Source organism: Streptomyces sp. NPDC049879, from assembly GCF_044461265.1.
Classification (GTDB): domain Bacteria; phylum Actinomycetota; class Actinomycetes; order Streptomycetales; family Streptomycetaceae; genus Streptomyces.
The window spans coordinates 364,839-381,281 of record NZ_JBITKT010000002.1 but is presented as its reverse complement, the minus strand read 5'-3'; the positions used below and the strand labels follow the sequence as shown (position 1 = coordinate 381,281).

Below are 16,443 nucleotides of genomic sequence, written 5' to 3'. Positions count from 1 at the left end.
GAGATGCATGACCTCGTTGTGGTGGGTGCCGGGCCCTACGGGCTCTCCATCGCCGCCCATGCCGCCGCCGCCGGACTCGACCTGCGCGTCCTCGGCCGTCCGATGGCGTCCTGGCGCGACCACATGCCGGACGGCATGTACCTGAAGTCCGAGCCCTGGGCCTCCGACCTCTCCTCGCCGGGCGCCGGGGCCACCCTGGGCGCCTGGGCGGCGGCGGAGGGGCTGCGGGCGGAGCACGGGACGCCGCTGCCGATCGGGGCGTTCACGCGGTACGGGCTGTGGTTCGCCGAGCGGCTGGCCGTTCCCGTGGAGGAGCGGACGGTCACGGCGGTGGTGCCGGACGGCCGGGGGTTCACGGTCGAGACGGCGGACGGGGAGGCGGTGCGGACACGGAACGTCGCCCTGGCCATCGGCGTCATGCCGTTCGTCCACCTGCCGGGCGCCCTGCGGGAGCTGCCGGTCGGCCTGGCCTCGCACAGCAGCGACCACCGTGACCTGGCCCGTTTCCGCGACCGGGACGTCGTGGTGCTCGGCGCGGGGCAGGCGGCGCTGGAGACGGCGGCGCTGCTGGCGGAGGACGGGGCGCGCCCCGTCGTGCTGGCGCGGGCGGGCGAGGTGCGGTGGAACACCCTGCCGGTCCCGCTGCGGCGCGGGGCCCTCGCGAAGCTGCGCGCGCCGCACAGCGGCCTGGGCATCGGCTGGTCGAGCTGGGCGTGGTCGAACATGCCGGGCGCGGTGCGGCTGCTGCCCGCCGGGGCGCGCACGCGGATCGCGGAGACGGCGCTCGGGCCCGCCGGGGCGTGGTGGCTGCGGGAGCGGGTGGAGGGCGTTGTCCCGGTGCGGCTGGGGCTGCGGGTGGTCCGCGCGGTGGGTTCCGACGCGGGGGTGCGGCTGGATCTGGCGGCTTCGACGGGCCCCGGGGTGCGGGAGTCGGTCGAGGCGGATCATGTGATCGCGGCGACCGGCTTCGATCCCGACCTGCGGCGGCTGCGGGTGCTGGACGCCGGGCTGCGGGAGGAGCTGCGTACGGTCCGGGGGACGTGGGCGCCTGAGCTGGACGCCGGGTTCGAGTCGTCGCGGCCCGGGCTCTTCTTCGCGGGGCTGCTGACGGCGCCGGTCTTCGGCCCGTCGATGCGCTTCGTGCACGGGGCGACGTACACCGCGTCCCGGCTGGTGGCGGGGGTGCGGCGGCGGATGGACGCGGGGACGGGCGCGCGGCCGGCGCGTGTGCCCCGGCCGGTGGCGGCGCGTGCGCGGGAGGCGGGCCTCCGGCCCGCCGTGGCGCGCGAGGAGGGCGCGGGGACCGGGGCGTGAGGGCGCGTACGGTCGCCGGAGGCGCGTTCCGGCGGCCGTACGCGGGTGGCGTGCGCGGTGGTCGCTCAGGCGGCCAGCCGGGCCGCCAGCTCCTTGGCCCGCGCGCGGGCGCTCTCGTGCGCCAGGTCGGCCGACGCCTTGGCCTTCTCCCGCAGCGGCTCCATCGCCGGCACGACGGGGGCCAGGGTCAGCTCGGGGACGATGAAGGTCACGTCGAGGCGGAGCGCGCCTTCGAGGAGCCACGCGAGGTACGGGTGCGCGAAGTCGTTGCCCGCCATCGGGGTGCCCTCGGCGTACGAGCCGCCCCGGCTGCTCACGACGGTGACCGGCTTGCCCGCGATGGTCGAGGTCTCCCCCGCCGTGCGGCCGACGACGACCACGTGGTCGAGCCACGCCTTGAGCGTGGAGGGGATCGAGTAGTTGTACAGCGGGGCGCCGATGAGCACCGCGTCCGCCGACTCCAGCTCGGACAGCAGTTCCTCGCTCAGCGTGGACGCCTCGGTCTGCTCGGGCGTGCGCTCGGCGGCCGGGATCCTGGACGTGGCGTAGACGGGGCCGGTCAGGTGGGGCACCGGGGCGGCGGCGAGATCGCGGTAGACGACCGTGCCCTCCGGGTGCTGCTCCTCCCACGCCTCGCGGAAGCTGCGCGTGACGGCCCGGGAGACGGACGCGTCGCCGTTCAGCGAGGAGTCGATGTGCAGGAGCGTGGCCATGGGGGTTCCTCCGGGGAAGCGGGGTTCAGGGTGCTGTAATGTCGTACTCAGCTATTGATAACACACCTACTTACTTTTCAATAGTAGGACCGATCAGAGGAACCTTCGTTAGGCTGATCACATGGCGGACGCACAGGACAATCAGGACCCGGGCATCTGCAGCGAGCCCGACTCCGCCATCAACCGCGTCTTCGAACTGCTCGGCAAGCGCTGGACCGGACTCGTCGTCGCCGCCCTCATGTCGGGCCCCGGCCACTTCGGCGAGCTGCGCCGCGCGGTCCCCGGCATCAGCGAGCGCATGCTCTCCGACCGCCTCTCCGAGCTGGGGTCACTCGGACTGCTGACCCGGCATGTCGTCGACGGACCGCCCGTCCGCGTCAAGTACGAGCTGACGCACGCGGGTTACGACCTGCGGCCCGCGCTCGTCGAGCTGAGCCGCTGGGCCGAGAGCAACCTCGCCGAGGGCGCCGGCCGGTGCCCGGAACAGCTGCGCGGCTGACCCTTAGGCTGTCCCAATGGCAGCGAGCGACGCCCCGTACGACGCGCAGGACCCCACGGCCGCCCCCGGGACCGCGGCCCCAGAACCCACCCCCGACCCGGCCCCGCACGACGAAGGCGCCGAGCGCCTGGCGCGCGCGGTCAGGGCGGCGGAGACGGCGCTGATCGAGTTCGAGATCGCCGTCGAGACCTTCCGCATCGAGGTCGAGAACTTCTCCCGCCTCCACGAGGAGCGCCTCGGCCCCCTCTACGCCCGCGTCGAGGAGCTGGACGCCGCGATCGCGGAGGCCGTCGCCGCCCGCACCGGCGACCCGGAGGACCTGCGCCGCGCCCGCGAGGCCCGCGCCGCCCTGGCCCCCATGCCGCAGGTCTCCGACCTGTTCCACGGCTGGCTCGACAGCGAGGGCTACAGCGCCGAGGGCTACGCGATGCTCACCCAGCAGCCCGTTCAGCGCCCGCCGCGCGTCCGCCCGAGCGAGGAGGCCCGCCGCCTCTACCGCGACCTGGTGCGCCGCTGCCACCCCGACCTCGCGACCGACGAGAAGGAGCGGCACCGGCGCGACGTCTTCGTCTCCCGCGTCAACCTGGCCTACGCGCGGGGTGACGAGGGCGTCCTCGCCGAACTCGCCGCCGAGTGGGACCGCGGCCCCGAGCCGGAGCCGGGCGGGCTGCCGTACGAGGAGCTGTACGCCAGGCTTGAGTGGCTGTCCGAGCGCAAGGACCTGCTCGCCGAGGCGGTGGCGGCGCTGGAGGACAGCGCGGTGGGCTCGATGCTGCGCATGGCGGGCGACGATCCGGACGGCATGCTCGCCGAGGTCGCCGAGGGGCTGCGCCGGCAGATCGGCGAGCGCGAGACGGAGCTGGCCCGTCAGCTCGCCGAGGGCGCCGAGGGCGCCGGGGACGGCGGGAACGGGGGCGCCGCCGGGCCGGTCGGGGACGCGGGGAACGGTTAGGGTCGGCGGTATGAGCTTCGCTTCCCTTCCCTCCGTGCCCGCCGCCGCCGTGCCGGACGGCGCGCCGCTGCTCGACGTCCGCGAGTCCGACGAGTGGGCCGCCGGGCACGCGGAGGACGCGGTGCACGTCCCGATGAGCCAGGTGCTCGAACGGTTCGACGAGATCGCCGCCCTCGGCGAGAGCGCGGGTGACGGCGAGGTCTACGTCGTCTGCAAGGTCGGCGGCCGGTCCGCCCAGGTCGCGCAGTACCTGCTGCAGCGCGGTGTCAACGCCGTCAACGTGGACGGCGGCATGCACGCCTGGCAGGCCGCCGGGCGCCCGCTGACCGGCGACGGCGACGAGCCGTACGTCCTGTGATCCCCCGCCCCCCGGGGCCGCCGCCGTCGCGGCGCGCCCCGGGGCGCCGGTGGTAGAACAACCGCGTGACCAGTGAGAACGCCCCCCGCAGCCAGAAGGACCGCATGCTCGCCGGCGAGCTTTACATCGCCGACGACCCCGAACTGACCGCCGACGCCGCGCGCGCCGAGCGCCTCACCGAGCGGTTCAACGCCTCGCGCGCCGACGACCCGGACCGCATCCGCGTCCTGGCCGAGCTGATCGGCGACCTCGGCGAGGACACGTACGTGCGCCCGCCCCTGCGGGTGGACTACGGCTCGTACATCACCATCGGGCCGCGCACCTTCGTCAACACCGGCGCCGTCCTGCTCGACGTCGCGCCCATCCGCATCGGCGCGGACTGCCAGATCGGCCCGAACGTCCAGCTCCTCACGCCGACGCACCCGGTCGAGCCGGAGGCGCGGCGCGCCAAGTGGGAGGCGGCGGAGCCGATCACGATCGGCGACAACGTCTGGCTCGGCGGCGGTGTGATCGTCTGCCCGGGGGTGACGATCGGTGAGAACACGGTGGTGGGCGCCGGGGCGGTGGTGACCAGGGACCTGCCGCCGAACGTGGTGGCGGTGGGCAATCCGGCGCGGGTGCTGCGCGCCGTCACCCCGGATGCGTGAGGGGCGCGGCGGTCAGGCGCGCGCGATCCTGACGGTGAGGGTGTCGTCCCCGGGGACCACCTCGAAGGCGGGCCGCTCGTCGCCCTCGACGCCGACGCCGAAGTGGGTCTCGCCCTCGAAGTGGCCCGCGTGCGCCAGGCCGCGGACGGTCCCGGTCGTCCCGTCGAGGCGGGTGTCGGCGTCCGCCGTGGTGCCGACGAGGACGACGCGCAGGTCGTACGCGCCGGGCAGGTCGAGGGGCCCCGGGTCCTCGCCGCCGTGCGGGTACAGCGGTTCGTCGTAGGTGACGATCCAGTGGGGCGCGCCCTCCTCGAAGGTGAACGTGAGGGTGTCGTGCCCGTCCCGCTCCTCGGCCTCGACGCGTGTGAGGACGGTGGGCTGCCAGGGGTCGGTGTCCGCGCTGTCCTTGCGCTCGGTGTCCCAGCCGCTGGTGTCGGCCGCCGCGGTCTCTCCCGTGCTGCCGCAGGCGGTGGTGGCGAGCAGGGCGGCCAGGCCCAACACTGCGGAGGCGTAACGGAGTTCGCGGTATCGGCGCATGGATCGGATGATCTCACGGGGGGGGCGCGTGCCGTACGGTCCGGGGCGCGGACCCGGCGGACGGTGGCACGCGGGACCGTGCGCGCCCCCCGTGCGCGCCGCCCGCCGCGTACCGCGCAGGTGCGCGGCGTGGGCGCACGGCACATGCCGGACGCAACCCCCGCCGCCCCGGCCGTACGGGCGCCGCGCGCCGCCCCGGGCGCGCGGCGCCGTGCGGTGCCCCGCTCCGACGCGCCGGGCCGTGCGCCTCGCGCGCGCCCGCGCCGTTCACCACCTTGGGGAGGGTGGGTCCCGAGGCGTGGCCGGGCGACCGTGGCAGCCCCCGGGCCGGACAGAGGCGACTGCCCCGGTGGAGGAACAGTGAAGCGGACCGGCACGACCAGTCAGGACGGCGGCAGCGCCGCGCCCGCCCCGCCGCGCGGGGACGACCAGGACAGCACGACGCTGCGGCGGCTGCGCGAGAAGGTGCGCGAGGCGAACGCCCAGAGCGCGAGCAATGCCCAACTGAAAGGCAGTGGTTGACGAAGCGCGGCCGACATACAGGTGAACTCCTGTTGCGTAAGCAGCAGTTGAGTCAAGAGTTGGTCAGCGGATCACCAAGCCCAAATCGTTGGCCAAAGATGCACGGCTAGTCTCCGGCCGTGATATCGACCACACGTGCGAACAGACCCGGCGCCGCTCCGCGCCGCACCGTGCTCAGGACAGCCCTCGCCAGCGGCGCCCTCACCGCGGGCGCCACCCTCGCCACCGCGCCCTCCGCCGCCGCCACCGGCCGCCAGGACAGCCGCCCCCGCCCGGCGACACCCGCCGAGGCGCTCGACGCACTCGCCGCGGGCAACAGGCGGTGGCGCACGTTCCGCGAACGCCACCCGCACGAGGGCCGCGTCCTGCGGCAGGAACTCGTCGGCGGCCAGCACCCGTTCGCCCTCGTCCTCGGCTGCATCGACTCGCGCGTCCCGCCCGAGCTGGTCTTCGACCAGGGCCTCGGCGACCTGATGACGGTCCGCTCGGCGGGCCAGGTGCTGGACGAGGCGGTGCTCGGCAGCATCGCGTACGGCGTGCTGGAGCTGGGCATCCCGCTGGTCCTCGTCCTGGGGCACCAGTCGTGCGGCGCGGTCGCGGCGGCCGTCGAGGCGGACGAGCACGGCACCCACCTGCCCGCCCACATCCAGTACCTCGCCGACCAGATCGCCCCGGCCATCGACCACTCGGTGACGGGCGCCGCGCGCGTGGACGCGACGGTCGGCGCGAACGTCGGCCTGGTCACGGCCCGGCTGGCGGCCGAGCCCGACCTGGCGGCGAAGGTGGCGTCCGGGGACCTGGCGATCGTCGGCGCGCGCTACGAGCTGGCGACGCAGCTCGTGCACGCCGTGGACTGACGGGCGGCCCGGCGCGCGGTCAGCGCCGTTCGAGGACCACCAGGGGGATCTCGCGGTCCGTCCCCGCGCGGTACGTCTCGTACAGGGGGAAGATCCCGGTCATCAGGGCCCACAGCGCGGGCTGTTCCCCGGCTGTGGCGGTGCGGGCGCGGGCGGCGAACCGGTCGGCGCGGACCTGGACGGTGACGTCGGGGTCTGCGGCGAGGTTGAGGTACCACGCGGGGTGCCGGCCGGCGCCGCCGTTCGAGGCGACGAGCACGTGGCGGCCCGCGTCCTCCCCGTAGATCAGCGCGGTGCGGCGCAGGGCGCCCGACCTGCGGCCCCGGGTGGTGAGGAGGAGCGTCGGCCAGCCGCTGTAGTCGTGGCCGTCGGCGCCGTCGGTCGCGAGGTAGCGCCTGATGTGGTCGGCCACCCAGTCGGTCGCGCTGTCCTGGACGGGCTCGGGCGGGTTCACGCGGGGGTCTCCTTCGCGGTGCGGCGCAGCGGCGGTATGAGGACGGCGGCGACGGCCACGTGGGCGAGCGCCAGGACGGCCTTGGCGCCGCCGGTGGCCTCCACGTTCAGGACGGGGAGCATCGAGAGCACCAGGACGACGACGGCGGTGGCCGTCCACACGGTGCGCGCCCTGGCGGGGGCGAACCGTTCCAGCAGCGCCAGCAGGGCCCAGGCCAGGAGTGCGGCGACGGCGGCGAAGAGGACGAACGCGGCCGTGTCCAGATCGCGGGGCTCCTGATCGCCCTGGGTGAAGACGAGATCGACGCCGAGCACGGGGTCGCCGACGAGCTGGACGAGGGCGGCGGCGACGACCGCTCCGGCGACGGCGAGACCGCGCGTGGCGGTCCGGCCGGGCGGCCTTGCGGGGGAGGGCATGGGTGACTCCTTGCGGTTGTCCATTATTGAGCAACTCAAGTATTCGGGCGAGTGTAGGCGCAGATGCTTGAGAAGCTCAACAGTTGCCGGAGGCAAGGAGGCCGGGCGTACGATCGGGGCATGACCGCCGAGCAGTGCGCCCCGCTGGTGAACGAGGTGACCGCGCTCGTCCAGCACCTCTCGGAGCGGCTGCGCCAGGACTTCACCGCGACCGCCGCCGGGCTCGAACTGCCCCCCGCGCAGGCGATCGTCCTGGCCAGGCTCGACGCGCCCGCGCCCATGCGGCTGCTCGCCGAGTGGCTGTCCTGCGACGCGTCGAACGTCACCGGCATCGTGGACGGGCTCCAGCGGCGCGGGCTGGTCGAGCGCAGGCCGGACCCGGCGGACCGGCGCGTCAAGCTGGTCGCGCTCACCGCGGAGGGGCGGCGGCGGCGCTCGCTGCTCGGCCGCCGCCACCACGCGTTCGCCCGTAGCCTGTTCGACCTGCCCGAGGACGAACTGCGGGCGCTGCGCGACCTGTTGGGACGTGTGGTTGACAGTGAAGGTGACAGCCGGGACGACGGCTGAGGCGGTCAGCCCAGCGTGTGGCCCCCGTTGACCTTGACGCGTTCGCCGGTGACGAACCCGGCGGCGGGCGACGCCAGGAACGCGACGGCGGCCGCGACGTCCTCGGGCCGCCCCATCCGGCGCAGCGGCACCCCGGCGGCGTACGAGGCGAGGGCCTCCGGCGTCGCGTCCGCGTGCCGCTCGACCGGGATCCAGCCGGGCGCCACCGTGTTGACCGTGATCCCGTACGGGCCGAGGGCGCGCGCCCAGATCTCGGTCAGCGCGTGCTGCGCGGCCTTGGCGGCGACGTAGGGCGACATCTCGGGGAGGGCGCGCTCCAGCACGTCGGAACCGATCTGGATGATCCGCCCGGCGCCGTGCTCGCGCATGGCGGGCAGCACCGCCTGCATCAGCAGCGTCGGGCTCTTGACGAAGAACGTGAGCTGGTCGAGGTGGTCCTGCCAGGTCACGGCGTCGGGTTCGGTGAGCGGCTGGGGTCCCGTGGCGTTGGCGACCAGGACGCTGACGGGGCCGAGGCGGTCGGCGGCGTCCGCGACGAGGCCGGTGACGGCCGCCTCGTCCGTGACGTCCGCCGCGAACGCCTCGGCGGTGCCGCCCGCCGCGCGGATGTCCGTGACGACGCGCAGCGCCGCCTCGGTGCCGGAGCGGTAGGCGACCGCGACGGGGTGTCCCCCGGCGGCGAGGCGGCGCGCGATGACGGCGCCGAGGCCGCGCGACGCGCCGGTGACGAGGGCGGTGCCCGGCAGGCGCGAGGCGCCGGTGCCGCCGGAGGCCGAGGGGGCGGAGGAGGTTGTCATGGGGTCAACATAAGGTGCCGCGTATGGGAGACGACATGGGTGCCGGGGCGCGGGACGTCCGGCTGGCGTCCGGCACGGTCCGCGCCTGGCCTGCCGGTCACGGCGGTCACGGCGGCGGTGTGGTGGCGGCGCGCGGCATACCGTACGCGTCGCTGCCGGACGGCCCGGCGGGGCGCTTCGCCGCGCCGGGGGCGCCGCACGCCTGGGAAGGGGTGCGGGACGGGCGGGAGTTCGGGCCCGTCGCGCCGCAGTCGGCCGAACTGCCGGGCGCGCCCGTATGGGACCCGGAGGGCCCGGCGGGCGGCGCGGCCCTGACGCTGAACGTGTGGGCCCCCGCCGCGCCCGCGTCCGGCGCGGCCGGGCTGCCGGTGCTGGTGTGGCTGCACGGGGGCGCGTACGCGTTCGGGTCGTCGGCGCAGCCGGAGTTCGACGGGGCGGCCCTCGCGGCGAGCGGCGGCGGCATGGTGGTCGTCACCCTCAACTACCGCCTGGGGCATGAGGGGTTCGGGCTCGTGGCGGGCGCGCCGCCCAACCGCGGCCTGCTCGACCAGGCCGCCGCCCTGCGCTGGGTGCGCGACAACGCGGCGGCGTTCGGCGGCGATCCGGGGAACGTCACCCTGGCCGGGCAGTCGGCGGGTGCCACCGCGGTCGTGTGCCTGATGACCCTGGCGCGCGGCCTCTTCCACCGGGCGATCGCGCACAGCGCCGTCGGACCGGTGTTCTCGCGCGGGCTGGCCGCCCGGGTGGCCGGGCTCGTCGAGGCGGAGGCGGGGCCCGCAGCGGCCGCCGGCTCTGCGGCGCTCGTCGCGGCGGCCGACACCGTGGCGGCGGGCGGTCTGCGCCCGTACAACCCCGTCGTCCATGGCCCGGTGCTGGACGGCGACCCACTCGCGGCTGTGGACCCCGGTGTGGACCTGCTGGTGTGCACGGCGTCGCACGAGTTCTGGCTGATGGACGCGTTCGGCCAGGGGCGGCGGGTGCGCGACGGCGCGGAGCTGGACGCGTTCGCCCGCTGGGCCGGGCTGCCGGACGGACTGACCGACGGGTACCGGGAGTTGATGCCGGGCGCGTCTGTCGCCGATGTCTACCTCGCTGTGCACGGCGACCTGCTCTTCGGCGAGTACACCCGGCGGCTCGCCGACGCGCACGAGGCGGCGGGCGGGCGGACGTACCGCGCCCGTTACGCGGGCGGCTGGCACGGCGCGGAGGTCCCGTACGCCTTCGGGAACGCGCCGGGCGGGCCGGGGGAGATCACCGCGGCCTGGGCCGCCTTCGCCGCGACCGGCGACCCCGGCTGGGGCGCGGGCGCCGTCCGCGAGTGGCGCGCCGACGGGCCGCCGCCGGGGCCGCCCGTTCCCGCGCCGGAGCGCACGCGGGCGCTCTGGGAGGCGTTCGGCTACGCGCCCGCGTCCCGCTGAACCTCGCCGATGCGCTCCCGCATCGGGCGGCGCTCCAGCGCGGCGAGGGTCTCGGTGACGAGGCGGCTGAGCGGGTAGGGCAGTTCGGCGTCCAGCTCGGCCGCGGCGCGGGCCGTCGCGTCCCACTCGGCGCCGAGCCGGGGCAGCAGCGCCTCGGCGCGCGGGGTCAGCCGCACGATGCGCTGGCGCGCGTCGTCGCCGGGTACGAGGGTGACCAGGCCGTCCCGCGCCATCTGCGCGACGGTCTGGCTGGCCGCCGAGTGCGTGACGCCGGTCGCGCGGGCCACGTCCCGGATCGGCAGGTCGCCGGCCGCGGCGAGGGCGCGGACGACGGGGGCGTGGCGCGGGCGGAAGCCCGGCAGGCCGAGGTCGGCGTAGACGGCCTCCACGTCGCGCTCCAGCGTGTCGAGGAGGAGCCGCAGCCGGGTGCCGAGGAAGGCCGGGCCCGTGGCGGGGCCGGGGGGCGGGGCGGTCATGCGCGCTATTCTAACAGTGCTGTTATATAAGCGCTGTCACGATATGGCACGGGCAGAAGGAGCGGACACATGGGCGGGACCAGCGGCATGCTCGACGTGGGCGACGGCAACCACATGTACTGGGAGGTCCACGGCAATCCGGCCGGCAAGCCCGCCGCCGTCGTCCACGGCGGCCCCGGCTCGGGCCACAACCCCGCCGGACTCCGCCGCTTCGACCTGGACCGCTACCGCGTCGTCCTCTTCGACCAGCGCGGCTCGGGACGCAGCACCCCCCACGCGAGCGACCCCGCCACCGACATGCGGCACAACACCACGGCCCACCTGATCGCCGACATGGAACGCCTCCGCGCGCACCTCGGCATCGACCGCTGGCTGCTCTACGGCGGCTCCTGGGGCTCCACGCTGATCCTCGCGTACGCCGAGGAGCACCCCGAGCGCGTCTCCGAGATCGTCATCGCCAGCGTCACGACGACCCGGCGCTCCGAGATCGACTGGCTCTACCGGGGCGTCGGCCGCTTCTACCCCGAGGCGTGGGACCGCTTCCTCGCGGGCGCGCCCGGCACCCCGCGCGACGGCGACGTGGTGGGGGCGTACGCGCGGCTGCTGGAGGACCCGGACGAGGCGGTGCGCGCCAGGGCGGTGGCCGACTGGTGCGCGTGGGAGGACGCGGTGCTGTCGGGCGAGACGGCGGCGGGCGGCCCGGCGCCGTTCGGCGGCCGTCCGCCCGCCGACCGCGTCGCGCTCGTCCGCGTCTGCACGCACTACTTCTCGCACGGCGCGTGGCTGGAGGAGGGCGCGCTGCTGCGGGACGCGCACCGGCTGGCGGGCATCCCCGGCGTCCTGGTGCACGGGCGGTTCGACATGGGCGGGCCGCTGGGGACGGCGTGGGAGCTGGCGAAGGCGTGGCCGGACGCGCGGCTCCTCGTCACGGAGGGAGCGGGGCACCTGGGGAACGAGGAGAGCCGCGCGTATGTCTCCGCGGCCCTCGCGGAGTTCGCCGAGCGCGGTTGACAGCGGTTTACGGACATCGCGCCGGGAACGCGATGTCCGGCCGTCGCCGGTGCCGGGCGGCGCGCGCCAGCAGGATCGTCCGCATGAAGGAGAACGAATTCGCGGGCCGTACGGCCCTGGTGACCGGTGGCGGACGAGGCATCGGCGCGGCGGTGGCGCTGCGCCTGGCGGACGGCGGCGCGGACGTCGTCGTCACCTACCTCAGGGACAAGGACAGCGCGCAGGCTGTCGTGGGAGAGATCGAGCGGCTCGGGCGGCGCGCGTTCGCCGTCCAGGTGGACAGCGCCGACCCGGACGCGGGCGAGCGCGCCGTGGCGGCGGCGGTCGAGCACACGGGCCGCCTGGACATCCTGGTGAACAACGCGGCCGCGTTCCCGGTCGGCGACCTGGCGGACCTGGACGCCGCCGCGTTCGAGGCGACGGTCGCGGCGAACATCCGCACCCCCTACCTCGCCTCACGCGCCGCCGCGCGGCACATGGCCGAGGGCGGGCGGATCATCAGCATCGGCAGCAACGTGGCCGAGCGCACCGTCTTCCCCGGCTTCACGCTGTACGCGCTGAGCAAGTCGGCGCTCACCGGCATGACCAAGGGCCTGGCCCGCGACCTCGGGCCGCGGGGGATCACCGTCAACCTCGTCAGCCCCGGCGCGACCGACACGGACCTCAACCCGGCGGACGGGCCGAACGCGGCGACGATCAACGGGTTCACGGCCCTGGGACGGTTCGGGACGCCGGACGAGGTCGCGAGCACGGTGGCGTTCGTCGCGTCCGCCTCGGCCGCGTACATCACCGGCGCGACGCTGCACGCGGACGGCGGCTTCACCATCTGACACCCGCGCCCCCCGCATGGCCCGGCGGTCTCTCCCGCCGGGCCGTACGCGGTTCAGGAGGCGCGCTCCTCCAGCCGGGTGCCGTCGCGGCGCGTGACCGACATCAGCTCGCTCGGCTCGTCCAGTCCGATGCGGTGCCAGCGGCCCCGGGGGACGACCACGCCCTCCCCCGCGCGCAGCCGCACCGTCTCCCCGGCGTCGCCGTCGCCCGTTCCCCTGAAGTGGAGGCGCACGCCGCCGCGCAGGCAGCACACCGCCTCGTCCGCGTCCGGGTGCATCTCCCAGTGGTCGGCGTGGACATCGGCGTCGGTCGCCACGCGGAACGCGGCGAGCTGCCATGCGTCGGAGCCGTCGCCCGTCATGCGGCGCTCGGCGGCGTGGACGCCGCCGTCGGGGTGGAAGCGCAGCGCCGAGGCGAAGAGGTCGAAGGGCGGTGTGGTCATGAGGGGATTCCTTCCAGTTGTTTCTCCGAAGGGGCGGCGGTCCCGCCGTCCCGGTGGCGCCGGGGCAGTACGGCGACCGCCACGGCCGCCGCGACCACGAACAGCGCGGCGGCGGCAGCGAGGCCGAGCGCGTAGCCGTCGTTGAGCGCGCCGGGCCCCGTGGCCGCGCCGGTGCGGTGCGCGGCGACGGTGGCGAGCACGGCGAGGCCGACGCAGCCGCCCAGCTGGCGCGAGCTGTTGAGGAGGCCGGACGCCATGCCCGCCTCCCGGGCCGCGACGCCGGTGGTCGCGGCGGCGGCGACCGGCGCCAGGACCAGCCCCGCGCCCGCGCCGGTGACGACGGACGGGCCGAGCACGTCCGTCAGGAAGCCGCCGTCCGGACTGATGGCCGCGAACCACAGCAGACCGGCGGCGGCCAGCAGGGCGCCGGGCACGAGCGGCGCGCGCGGGCCGCGGACGGACGTGACGCGGATGGCGGCGAAGGTGCCCGCGACCATGGCCGCGGAGAACGGCAGGAACGCCAGGCCCGTCGCCGCGGCGCCCATGCCGAGGACCTGCTGCATGTAGAGGGACACGAACCAGAACGCCGTGAACTGCCCGGCCGCGGCGAGGAACACCAGCACGTTGGCCCCCGCGACCCAGCGGCTCCGCAGCAGCCCGAGGCGCAGCAGCGGCGTGGACGACCGCGACTCGGCGAGGACGAAGGCGGCGAGCAGTACGGCCGCGGCGGCGAGCGTCGCCCACGTGACCGCCGAGCCCCAGCCCTCGGCGTCGGTGCGCACGACGCCGAACACCAGCAGCCCCGTTCCGCCGGTCGCGAGGACGGCCCCGAGCACGTCCATCCGCTCCCGCGCGCCGTGCCGCGCGTCGGCGGGCACACCGGCGGCGGTCAGCGCGAGGGCCGCCGCGACGACGGGCAGGTTGACGAGCATCACCCACCGCCAGCCCGCGTACTCGGTCAGCAGCCCGCCCGCCAGGACGCCGAGCGCGCCGCCCGCCGCGTTGACGGCGCTCCACACCCCGAGCGCGCGGACGCGCCGGGGGCCCTCGGGGAAGGTCGTGGTCAGCAGCGCGAGCGCGGCGGGGGCGGCCGCGGCGGCCCCGAGGCCCTGCCCGGCGCGCGCCGCGACCAGCTGCCAGGGCGCCTGCGCGAGCCCGCCCGCCAGCGAGCACACGCCGAAGACGGCCAGGCCGCCGACGAAGACGCGGCGCTTCCCGTACAGGTCGCAGGCGCGGCCGCCGAGCAGCAGGAAGCCGCCGAACGCGAGGGCGTAGGCGTGGACGACCCACGACAGGCCGAGCGGCCCGAAGCCGAGCGTGGCGCGGATCGCGGGCAGGGCGACGTTGACGACCGACATGTCGAGTGCGAAGACGAACTGGGCGACGGCCGCGGCGGCCAGCACCGCGCCGGGGCGCCCTCTTGCGTTTCTATACATGTATAAAAAATAGCCCGGGAGTCCGCCGCTGTCGATGCCGGGGGGATCATGAGGGCATGCCGCCACCGTCCGAACCCCGCAGAACGCCCGGCCGCCCCCCGCGCATCTCCCGCGACGAGGTCGTCGGGACGGCACGCCGGATCGTCGACGAGGAGGGCGTGGACCGGCTGACCATGCGCCGGCTGGCCAAGGAGATCGGCAGCACGCCGATGGCGCTCTACCACCACGTCCGCGACAAGGACGAACTGCTCGTCCTCCTGCTGGACGACTACGCCGCCCGCGAGCTGCGCCGCCCCGACATGCCCGCCGCGCCGCGCGACCGCGTGGTCGCCGCCGCGGACGCGATCCACGGCGCGCTCGCCGCCTGCCCCTGGATCGTCGAGGTCCTGACCGCCGACGACCTGATGTCCGCCTCCGCGCTGTGGTTCGTCGAGCAGATCATCGACGGCCTGGTCGCCGCCGGGCTCTCGCCCGAGCAGGCCGTACGCGGCTACCGCGCGATCTGGTACTACACGGCCGGGGAGATCGTCGTGCGGACGGCGGCGGCCGGGCGGCGCGCGGCGGGGGGCGACACGTACCGGGAGCGCGCCTTCGCCGCCGTCGACCCGGGCGAGCTGCCCCGCCTCGCCTCGGTGGCGGAGCGCTGGCTGCCGCTGACCGCCGAGGACACCTACGCGGAGGGCCTCGCCGCCCTGGTGGACGGCCTGCTCGCCGGCGGGGTCAGCGGGCGGCCGGTCCGGGGGCGGTGAAGCGTTCGCGCGCCGCCGGGACGCCGATGCCGCGCCAGCGGAAGGGGATGCCGCGCGCGAGGCGCAGGTCGGCGGAGTCCATCAGCTGGAAGTGCAGGTGGGGCTCGGTGGAGTTGCCCGAGTTGCCGCAGCGCGCGAGGAGCTGCCCCGCGCGGACGCGCTCGCCCGGCCGGACGGCCAGGGAGCCGCGCCGCAGGTGGGCGTACAGGGCGTAGGTGCCGTCGCCGAGGTCGAGCAGGACGTGGTTGCCGACGATCCAGTACGGGCCGCCGAGGGTGCGGACCAGGCCTTCGGCCAGCAGGTACGCCATGGCGGGCCACGAGTTGCGGCTGAGGTGGTCGCGGCGGCGGTGCCCGGCGCGGACGACGGTCGCGTCCGCCACCGCGTACAGCGGCTCGCCGTACGCGGGGAAGGCGGCGTTCCGGCGCGTCGGTGGCCACCAGCCGAACGACGGGCGGGGCCGGTCGTCCCGCTCGGCGACGATGTCGATCGCGTACGCCTGCCCGAGCGCCCGGGTGCCGTGGCTGGGGACCTTGTCCGCCGGGCTGTTCAGCGCGGACCACGTGCCGGTGACCGGCGGGGCGACCTCCACGGGCTCCGGTGCGGTGGCCGGCCCGGGCACCAGCTTCCGCGCCAGGGGCGGCAGCAGGACGGCCAGGACCAGCGCGGCCCAGGTGACCGGTTCGAGGGCGGGGGCGTCGGCGAAGGTGTCGGCCACCGCGAGGACGATGAACGCCCACCACAGCGTCTGGCCCAGGCCGGCGAGTATGCGTGTCAGGGCGTGCATCGTCCGGTGCTCCTTGCCTTGCTCAGGACAGCGCGGCGGAGAGGACCACGAGCAGGGGAACGACCCGCTGCGGCGGCACCTCGTGCCGTCCTCTGGCCGCCGCGTGCAGCCAGCCGGCGGTCGTCAGCAGCCGCAGGTGATGGTAGATCTGGCCGCTGGTGCCGAGCCCTTCCAGGGCGGTCAGCTCGGCGACGGTCCGCCGCCCGGCGAGGATCTCGCGGAGCAGCCGCAGCCGTACGGGGTGCCCGAGCGCCGCGAACACGTCGGCGGTGTCCGTCCATTCGGCCGCCAGCAGGTCGCCCGTCGTCCGGCCCCACTGCCACTCGACGTGCTCGTCCGTGGGCAGCCGGACGGCGCCGGTGAACAGCACGCCGCCGTCGGGCGTCTCGGGGTCGTCGGCCATCAGGGACTTGAGCGCCTCCAGCGCCCAGAAGGGGTCCCGGGACGGCGGGGTCCCCTCCGCTCCGCCGTCCCCGGGCGCCTGCGGGGACGGCGCGTCCCGGCGCTCCAGCTCCGCCACACGCCGTTCCAGCGCGGCGACGCGCTCGTCCAGGTCCATGGCGAGAGACTACGTAACTACGTAGTCTTTGTAAAACGGCGGCCGATCCGGCATCACCACAGCCCCCTGGCCTCCCTCAGGGACACGAACGCGGCGGTCGG

General features: G+C 75.7%; 22 protein-coding genes. 12 read left to right on the top strand and 10 right to left on the bottom strand.

Going from position 1 to position 16,443, the window contains the following annotated elements:
- Window positions 1-3: 3 nt before the first annotated feature.
- Window positions 4-1,314, top strand: coding sequence for an NAD(P)-binding domain-containing protein (locus tag ACIBPC_RS08690; RefSeq protein ID WP_398842226.1), 1,311 nt, complete (start codon window positions 4-6; stop codon window positions 1,312-1,314).
- Between the two features lie 65 nt (window positions 1,315-1,379).
- Here the strand turns inward: ACIBPC_RS08690 and ACIBPC_RS08685 are convergent, their stop codons facing one another.
- Entirely contained in the window at window positions 1,380-2,027 is a 648-nt protein-coding gene (locus ACIBPC_RS08685) for an FMN-dependent NADH-azoreductase (RefSeq protein WP_398842225.1), read from the bottom strand.
- A gap of 121 nt (window positions 2,028-2,148) precedes the next feature.
- Here ACIBPC_RS08685 and ACIBPC_RS08680 point away from each other — a divergent pair, with 121 nt between their 5' ends.
- The 4 genes from ACIBPC_RS08680 (at window position 2,149) to ACIBPC_RS08665 (ending at window position 4,483) form a co-directional block, all read left to right on the top strand.
- Window positions 2,149-2,526 carry a helix-turn-helix domain-containing protein gene (locus ACIBPC_RS08680; RefSeq protein WP_362956677.1) on the top strand — a complete coding sequence of 126 codons (378 nt, stop codon included), beginning with the start codon at window positions 2,149-2,151 and terminating at the stop codon, window positions 2,524-2,526.
- 16 nt (window positions 2,527-2,542) lie between these two features.
- A complete protein-coding gene (locus tag ACIBPC_RS08675) occupies window positions 2,543-3,478 on the top strand; it encodes a hypothetical protein (protein ID WP_398842222.1) in 936 nt (311 codons plus the stop codon).
- A gap of 10 nt (window positions 3,479-3,488) precedes the next feature.
- The gene (locus ACIBPC_RS08670; protein WP_362956682.1) at window positions 3,489-3,836 is read left to right on the top strand and encodes a rhodanese-like domain-containing protein; all 348 of its coding nucleotides are present in this window, start codon (window positions 3,489-3,491) and stop codon (window positions 3,834-3,836) included.
- Between the two features lie 104 nt (window positions 3,837-3,940).
- Entirely contained in the window at window positions 3,941-4,483 is a 543-nt protein-coding gene (locus tag ACIBPC_RS08665) for a sugar O-acetyltransferase (protein WP_398843015.1), read from the top strand.
- Window positions 4,484-4,495: 12 nt separating this feature from the next.
- On the opposite strand, the gene ACIBPC_RS08660 is transcribed toward ACIBPC_RS08665, so the two are convergent.
- The gene (locus ACIBPC_RS08660; RefSeq protein WP_398842220.1) at window positions 4,496-5,020 is read right to left on the bottom strand and encodes a hypothetical protein; all 525 of its coding nucleotides are present in this window, start codon (window positions 5,018-5,020) and stop codon (window positions 4,496-4,498) included.
- Between the two features lie 360 nt (window positions 5,021-5,380).
- Here ACIBPC_RS08660 and ACIBPC_RS08655 point away from each other — a divergent pair, with 360 nt between their 5' ends.
- Both ACIBPC_RS08655 and ACIBPC_RS08650 read left to right on the top strand, forming a co-directional pair.
- Window positions 5,381-5,542, top strand: coding sequence for a hypothetical protein (locus ACIBPC_RS08655; protein ID WP_362956688.1), 162 nt, complete (start codon window positions 5,381-5,383; stop codon window positions 5,540-5,542).
- 119 nt (window positions 5,543-5,661) lie between these two features.
- Window positions 5,662-6,399: a carbonic anhydrase gene (locus ACIBPC_RS08650; protein WP_398842218.1), complete on the top strand. Its 738-nt coding sequence runs from the start codon at window positions 5,662-5,664 to the stop codon at window positions 6,397-6,399.
- Between the two features lie 19 nt (window positions 6,400-6,418).
- Here ACIBPC_RS08650 and ACIBPC_RS08645 read toward each other — a convergent pair whose 3' ends face one another.
- Both ACIBPC_RS08645 and ACIBPC_RS08640 read right to left on the bottom strand, forming a co-directional pair.
- Entirely contained in the window at window positions 6,419-6,853 is a 435-nt protein-coding gene (locus ACIBPC_RS08645) for a nitroreductase family deazaflavin-dependent oxidoreductase (protein WP_398842217.1), read from the bottom strand.
- Window positions 6,850-7,269: a DUF6069 family protein gene (locus ACIBPC_RS08640; protein WP_398842215.1), complete on the bottom strand. Its 420-nt coding sequence runs from the start codon at window positions 7,267-7,269 to the stop codon at window positions 6,850-6,852. Before ACIBPC_RS08640 ends, ACIBPC_RS08645 begins: the two co-directional genes overlap by 4 nt.
- A 120-nt stretch (window positions 7,270-7,389) precedes the next feature.
- On the opposite strand from ACIBPC_RS08640, the gene ACIBPC_RS08635 reads away from it, so the two are divergent.
- Window positions 7,390-7,836, top strand: a complete 447-nt coding sequence (locus tag ACIBPC_RS08635; protein ID WP_398842214.1) for a MarR family winged helix-turn-helix transcriptional regulator — start codon at window positions 7,390-7,392, stop codon at window positions 7,834-7,836.
- Between the two features lie 5 nt (window positions 7,837-7,841).
- Here the strand turns inward: ACIBPC_RS08635 and ACIBPC_RS08630 are convergent, their stop codons facing one another.
- Window positions 7,842-8,633: an SDR family oxidoreductase gene (locus tag ACIBPC_RS08630; RefSeq protein ID WP_398842213.1), complete on the bottom strand. Its 792-nt coding sequence runs from the start codon at window positions 8,631-8,633 to the stop codon at window positions 7,842-7,844.
- Window positions 8,634-8,656: 23 nt separating this feature from the next.
- Here ACIBPC_RS08630 and ACIBPC_RS08625 point away from each other — a divergent pair, with 23 nt between their 5' ends.
- Entirely contained in the window at window positions 8,657-10,051 is a 1,395-nt protein-coding gene (locus ACIBPC_RS08625) for a carboxylesterase family protein (protein WP_398842211.1), read from the top strand.
- Here ACIBPC_RS08625 and ACIBPC_RS08620 read toward each other — a convergent pair.
- Complete coding sequence (locus ACIBPC_RS08620) at window positions 10,030-10,527, bottom strand: MarR family winged helix-turn-helix transcriptional regulator (RefSeq protein ID WP_362956706.1); 498 nt, start codon at window positions 10,525-10,527, stop codon at window positions 10,030-10,032. The genes ACIBPC_RS08625 and ACIBPC_RS08620 overlap by 22 nt on opposite strands.
- 69 nt (window positions 10,528-10,596) lie before the next feature.
- Between ACIBPC_RS08620 and pip the strand changes: the two genes are divergently transcribed.
- Window positions 10,597-11,538 (top strand): prolyl aminopeptidase, encoded by a 942-nt coding sequence (gene pip / locus ACIBPC_RS08615; RefSeq protein WP_398842210.1) that lies wholly within the window; start codon window positions 10,597-10,599, stop codon window positions 11,536-11,538.
- Between the two features lie 83 nt (window positions 11,539-11,621).
- A complete protein-coding gene (locus ACIBPC_RS08610) occupies window positions 11,622-12,368 on the top strand; it encodes an SDR family NAD(P)-dependent oxidoreductase (RefSeq protein WP_398842209.1) in 747 nt (248 codons plus the stop codon).
- A 53-nt stretch (window positions 12,369-12,421) separates the two neighbouring features.
- Here the strand turns inward: ACIBPC_RS08610 and ACIBPC_RS08605 are convergent, their stop codons facing one another.
- The gene (locus tag ACIBPC_RS08605) at window positions 12,422-12,811 is read right to left on the bottom strand and encodes a cupin domain-containing protein (protein WP_398842208.1); all 390 of its coding nucleotides are present in this window, start codon (window positions 12,809-12,811) and stop codon (window positions 12,422-12,424) included.
- The gene (locus ACIBPC_RS08600) at window positions 12,808-14,247 is read right to left on the bottom strand and encodes an MFS transporter (protein ID WP_398842206.1); all 1,440 of its coding nucleotides are present in this window, start codon (window positions 14,245-14,247) and stop codon (window positions 12,808-12,810) included. Before ACIBPC_RS08600 ends, ACIBPC_RS08605 begins: the two co-directional genes overlap by 4 nt.
- Before the next feature lie 56 nt (window positions 14,248-14,303).
- Here ACIBPC_RS08600 and ACIBPC_RS08595 point away from each other — a divergent pair, with 56 nt between their 5' ends.
- Window positions 14,304-14,996 carry a TetR/AcrR family transcriptional regulator C-terminal domain-containing protein gene (locus ACIBPC_RS08595; RefSeq protein ID WP_362956721.1) on the top strand — a complete coding sequence of 231 codons (693 nt, stop codon included), beginning with the start codon at window positions 14,304-14,306 and terminating at the stop codon, window positions 14,994-14,996.
- Here ACIBPC_RS08595 and ACIBPC_RS08590 read toward each other — a convergent pair.
- Window positions 14,968-15,783, bottom strand: a complete 816-nt coding sequence (locus tag ACIBPC_RS08590) for a M23 family metallopeptidase (RefSeq protein WP_398842204.1) — start codon at window positions 15,781-15,783, stop codon at window positions 14,968-14,970. The two genes, ACIBPC_RS08595 and ACIBPC_RS08590, sit on opposite strands and share 29 nt — an antisense overlap.
- Window positions 15,784-15,805: 22 nt before the next feature.
- Window positions 15,806-16,342, bottom strand: a complete 537-nt coding sequence (locus ACIBPC_RS08585) for an ArsR family transcriptional regulator (RefSeq protein ID WP_362956727.1) — start codon at window positions 16,340-16,342, stop codon at window positions 15,806-15,808.
- Window positions 16,343-16,443: the final 101 nt, after the last annotated feature.

Bases quoted from the DNA above. Each gene is read 5' to 3' on its own strand.
- ACIBPC_RS08605 (WP_398842208.1), bottom strand. From the start codon at position 12,811: ATGACCACACCGCCCTTCGACCTCTTCGCCTCGGCGCTGCGCTTCCAC.
- ACIBPC_RS08675 (WP_398842222.1), top strand. From the start codon at position 2,543: ATGGCAGCGAGCGACGCCCCGTACGACGCGCAGGACCCCACGGCCGCC.
- ACIBPC_RS08680 (WP_362956677.1), top strand. From the start codon at position 2,149: ATGGCGGACGCACAGGACAATCAGGACCCGGGCATCTGCAGCGAGCCC.
- ACIBPC_RS08690 (WP_398842226.1), top strand. From the start codon at position 4: ATGCATGACCTCGTTGTGGTGGGTGCCGGGCCCTACGGGCTCTCCATC.
- ACIBPC_RS08590 (WP_398842204.1), bottom strand. From the start codon at position 15,783: ATGCACGCCCTGACACGCATACTCGCCGGCCTGGGCCAGACGCTGTGG.
- ACIBPC_RS08660 (WP_398842220.1), bottom strand. From the start codon at position 5,020: ATGCGCCGATACCGCGAACTCCGTTACGCCTCCGCAGTGTTGGGCCTG.
- ACIBPC_RS08610 (WP_398842209.1), top strand. From the start codon at position 11,622: ATGAAGGAGAACGAATTCGCGGGCCGTACGGCCCTGGTGACCGGTGGC.
- ACIBPC_RS08620 (WP_362956706.1), bottom strand. From the start codon at position 10,527: ATGACCGCCCCGCCCCCCGGCCCCGCCACGGGCCCGGCCTTCCTCGGC.
- pip (WP_398842210.1), top strand. From the start codon at position 10,597: ATGGGCGGGACCAGCGGCATGCTCGACGTGGGCGACGGCAACCACATG.
- ACIBPC_RS08600 (WP_398842206.1), bottom strand. From the start codon at position 14,247: ATGTATAGAAACGCAAGAGGGCGCCCCGGCGCGGTGCTGGCCGCCGCG.
- ACIBPC_RS08665 (WP_398843015.1), top strand. From the start codon at position 3,941: ATGCTCGCCGGCGAGCTTTACATCGCCGACGACCCCGAACTGACCGCC.
- ACIBPC_RS08685 (WP_398842225.1), bottom strand. From the start codon at position 2,027: ATGGCCACGCTCCTGCACATCGACTCCTCGCTGAACGGCGACGCGTCC.
- ACIBPC_RS08625 (WP_398842211.1), top strand. From the start codon at position 8,657: ATGGGAGACGACATGGGTGCCGGGGCGCGGGACGTCCGGCTGGCGTCC.
- ACIBPC_RS08595 (WP_362956721.1), top strand. From the start codon at position 14,304: ATGCCGCCACCGTCCGAACCCCGCAGAACGCCCGGCCGCCCCCCGCGC.
- ACIBPC_RS08630 (WP_398842213.1), bottom strand. From the start codon at position 8,633: ATGACAACCTCCTCCGCCCCCTCGGCCTCCGGCGGCACCGGCGCCTCG.
- ACIBPC_RS08640 (WP_398842215.1), bottom strand. From the start codon at position 7,269: ATGCCCTCCCCCGCAAGGCCGCCCGGCCGGACCGCCACGCGCGGTCTC.
- ACIBPC_RS08670 (WP_362956682.1), top strand. From the start codon at position 3,489: ATGAGCTTCGCTTCCCTTCCCTCCGTGCCCGCCGCCGCCGTGCCGGAC.
- ACIBPC_RS08635 (WP_398842214.1), top strand. From the start codon at position 7,390: ATGACCGCCGAGCAGTGCGCCCCGCTGGTGAACGAGGTGACCGCGCTC.
- ACIBPC_RS08585 (WP_362956727.1), bottom strand. From the start codon at position 16,342: ATGGACCTGGACGAGCGCGTCGCCGCGCTGGAACGGCGTGTGGCGGAG.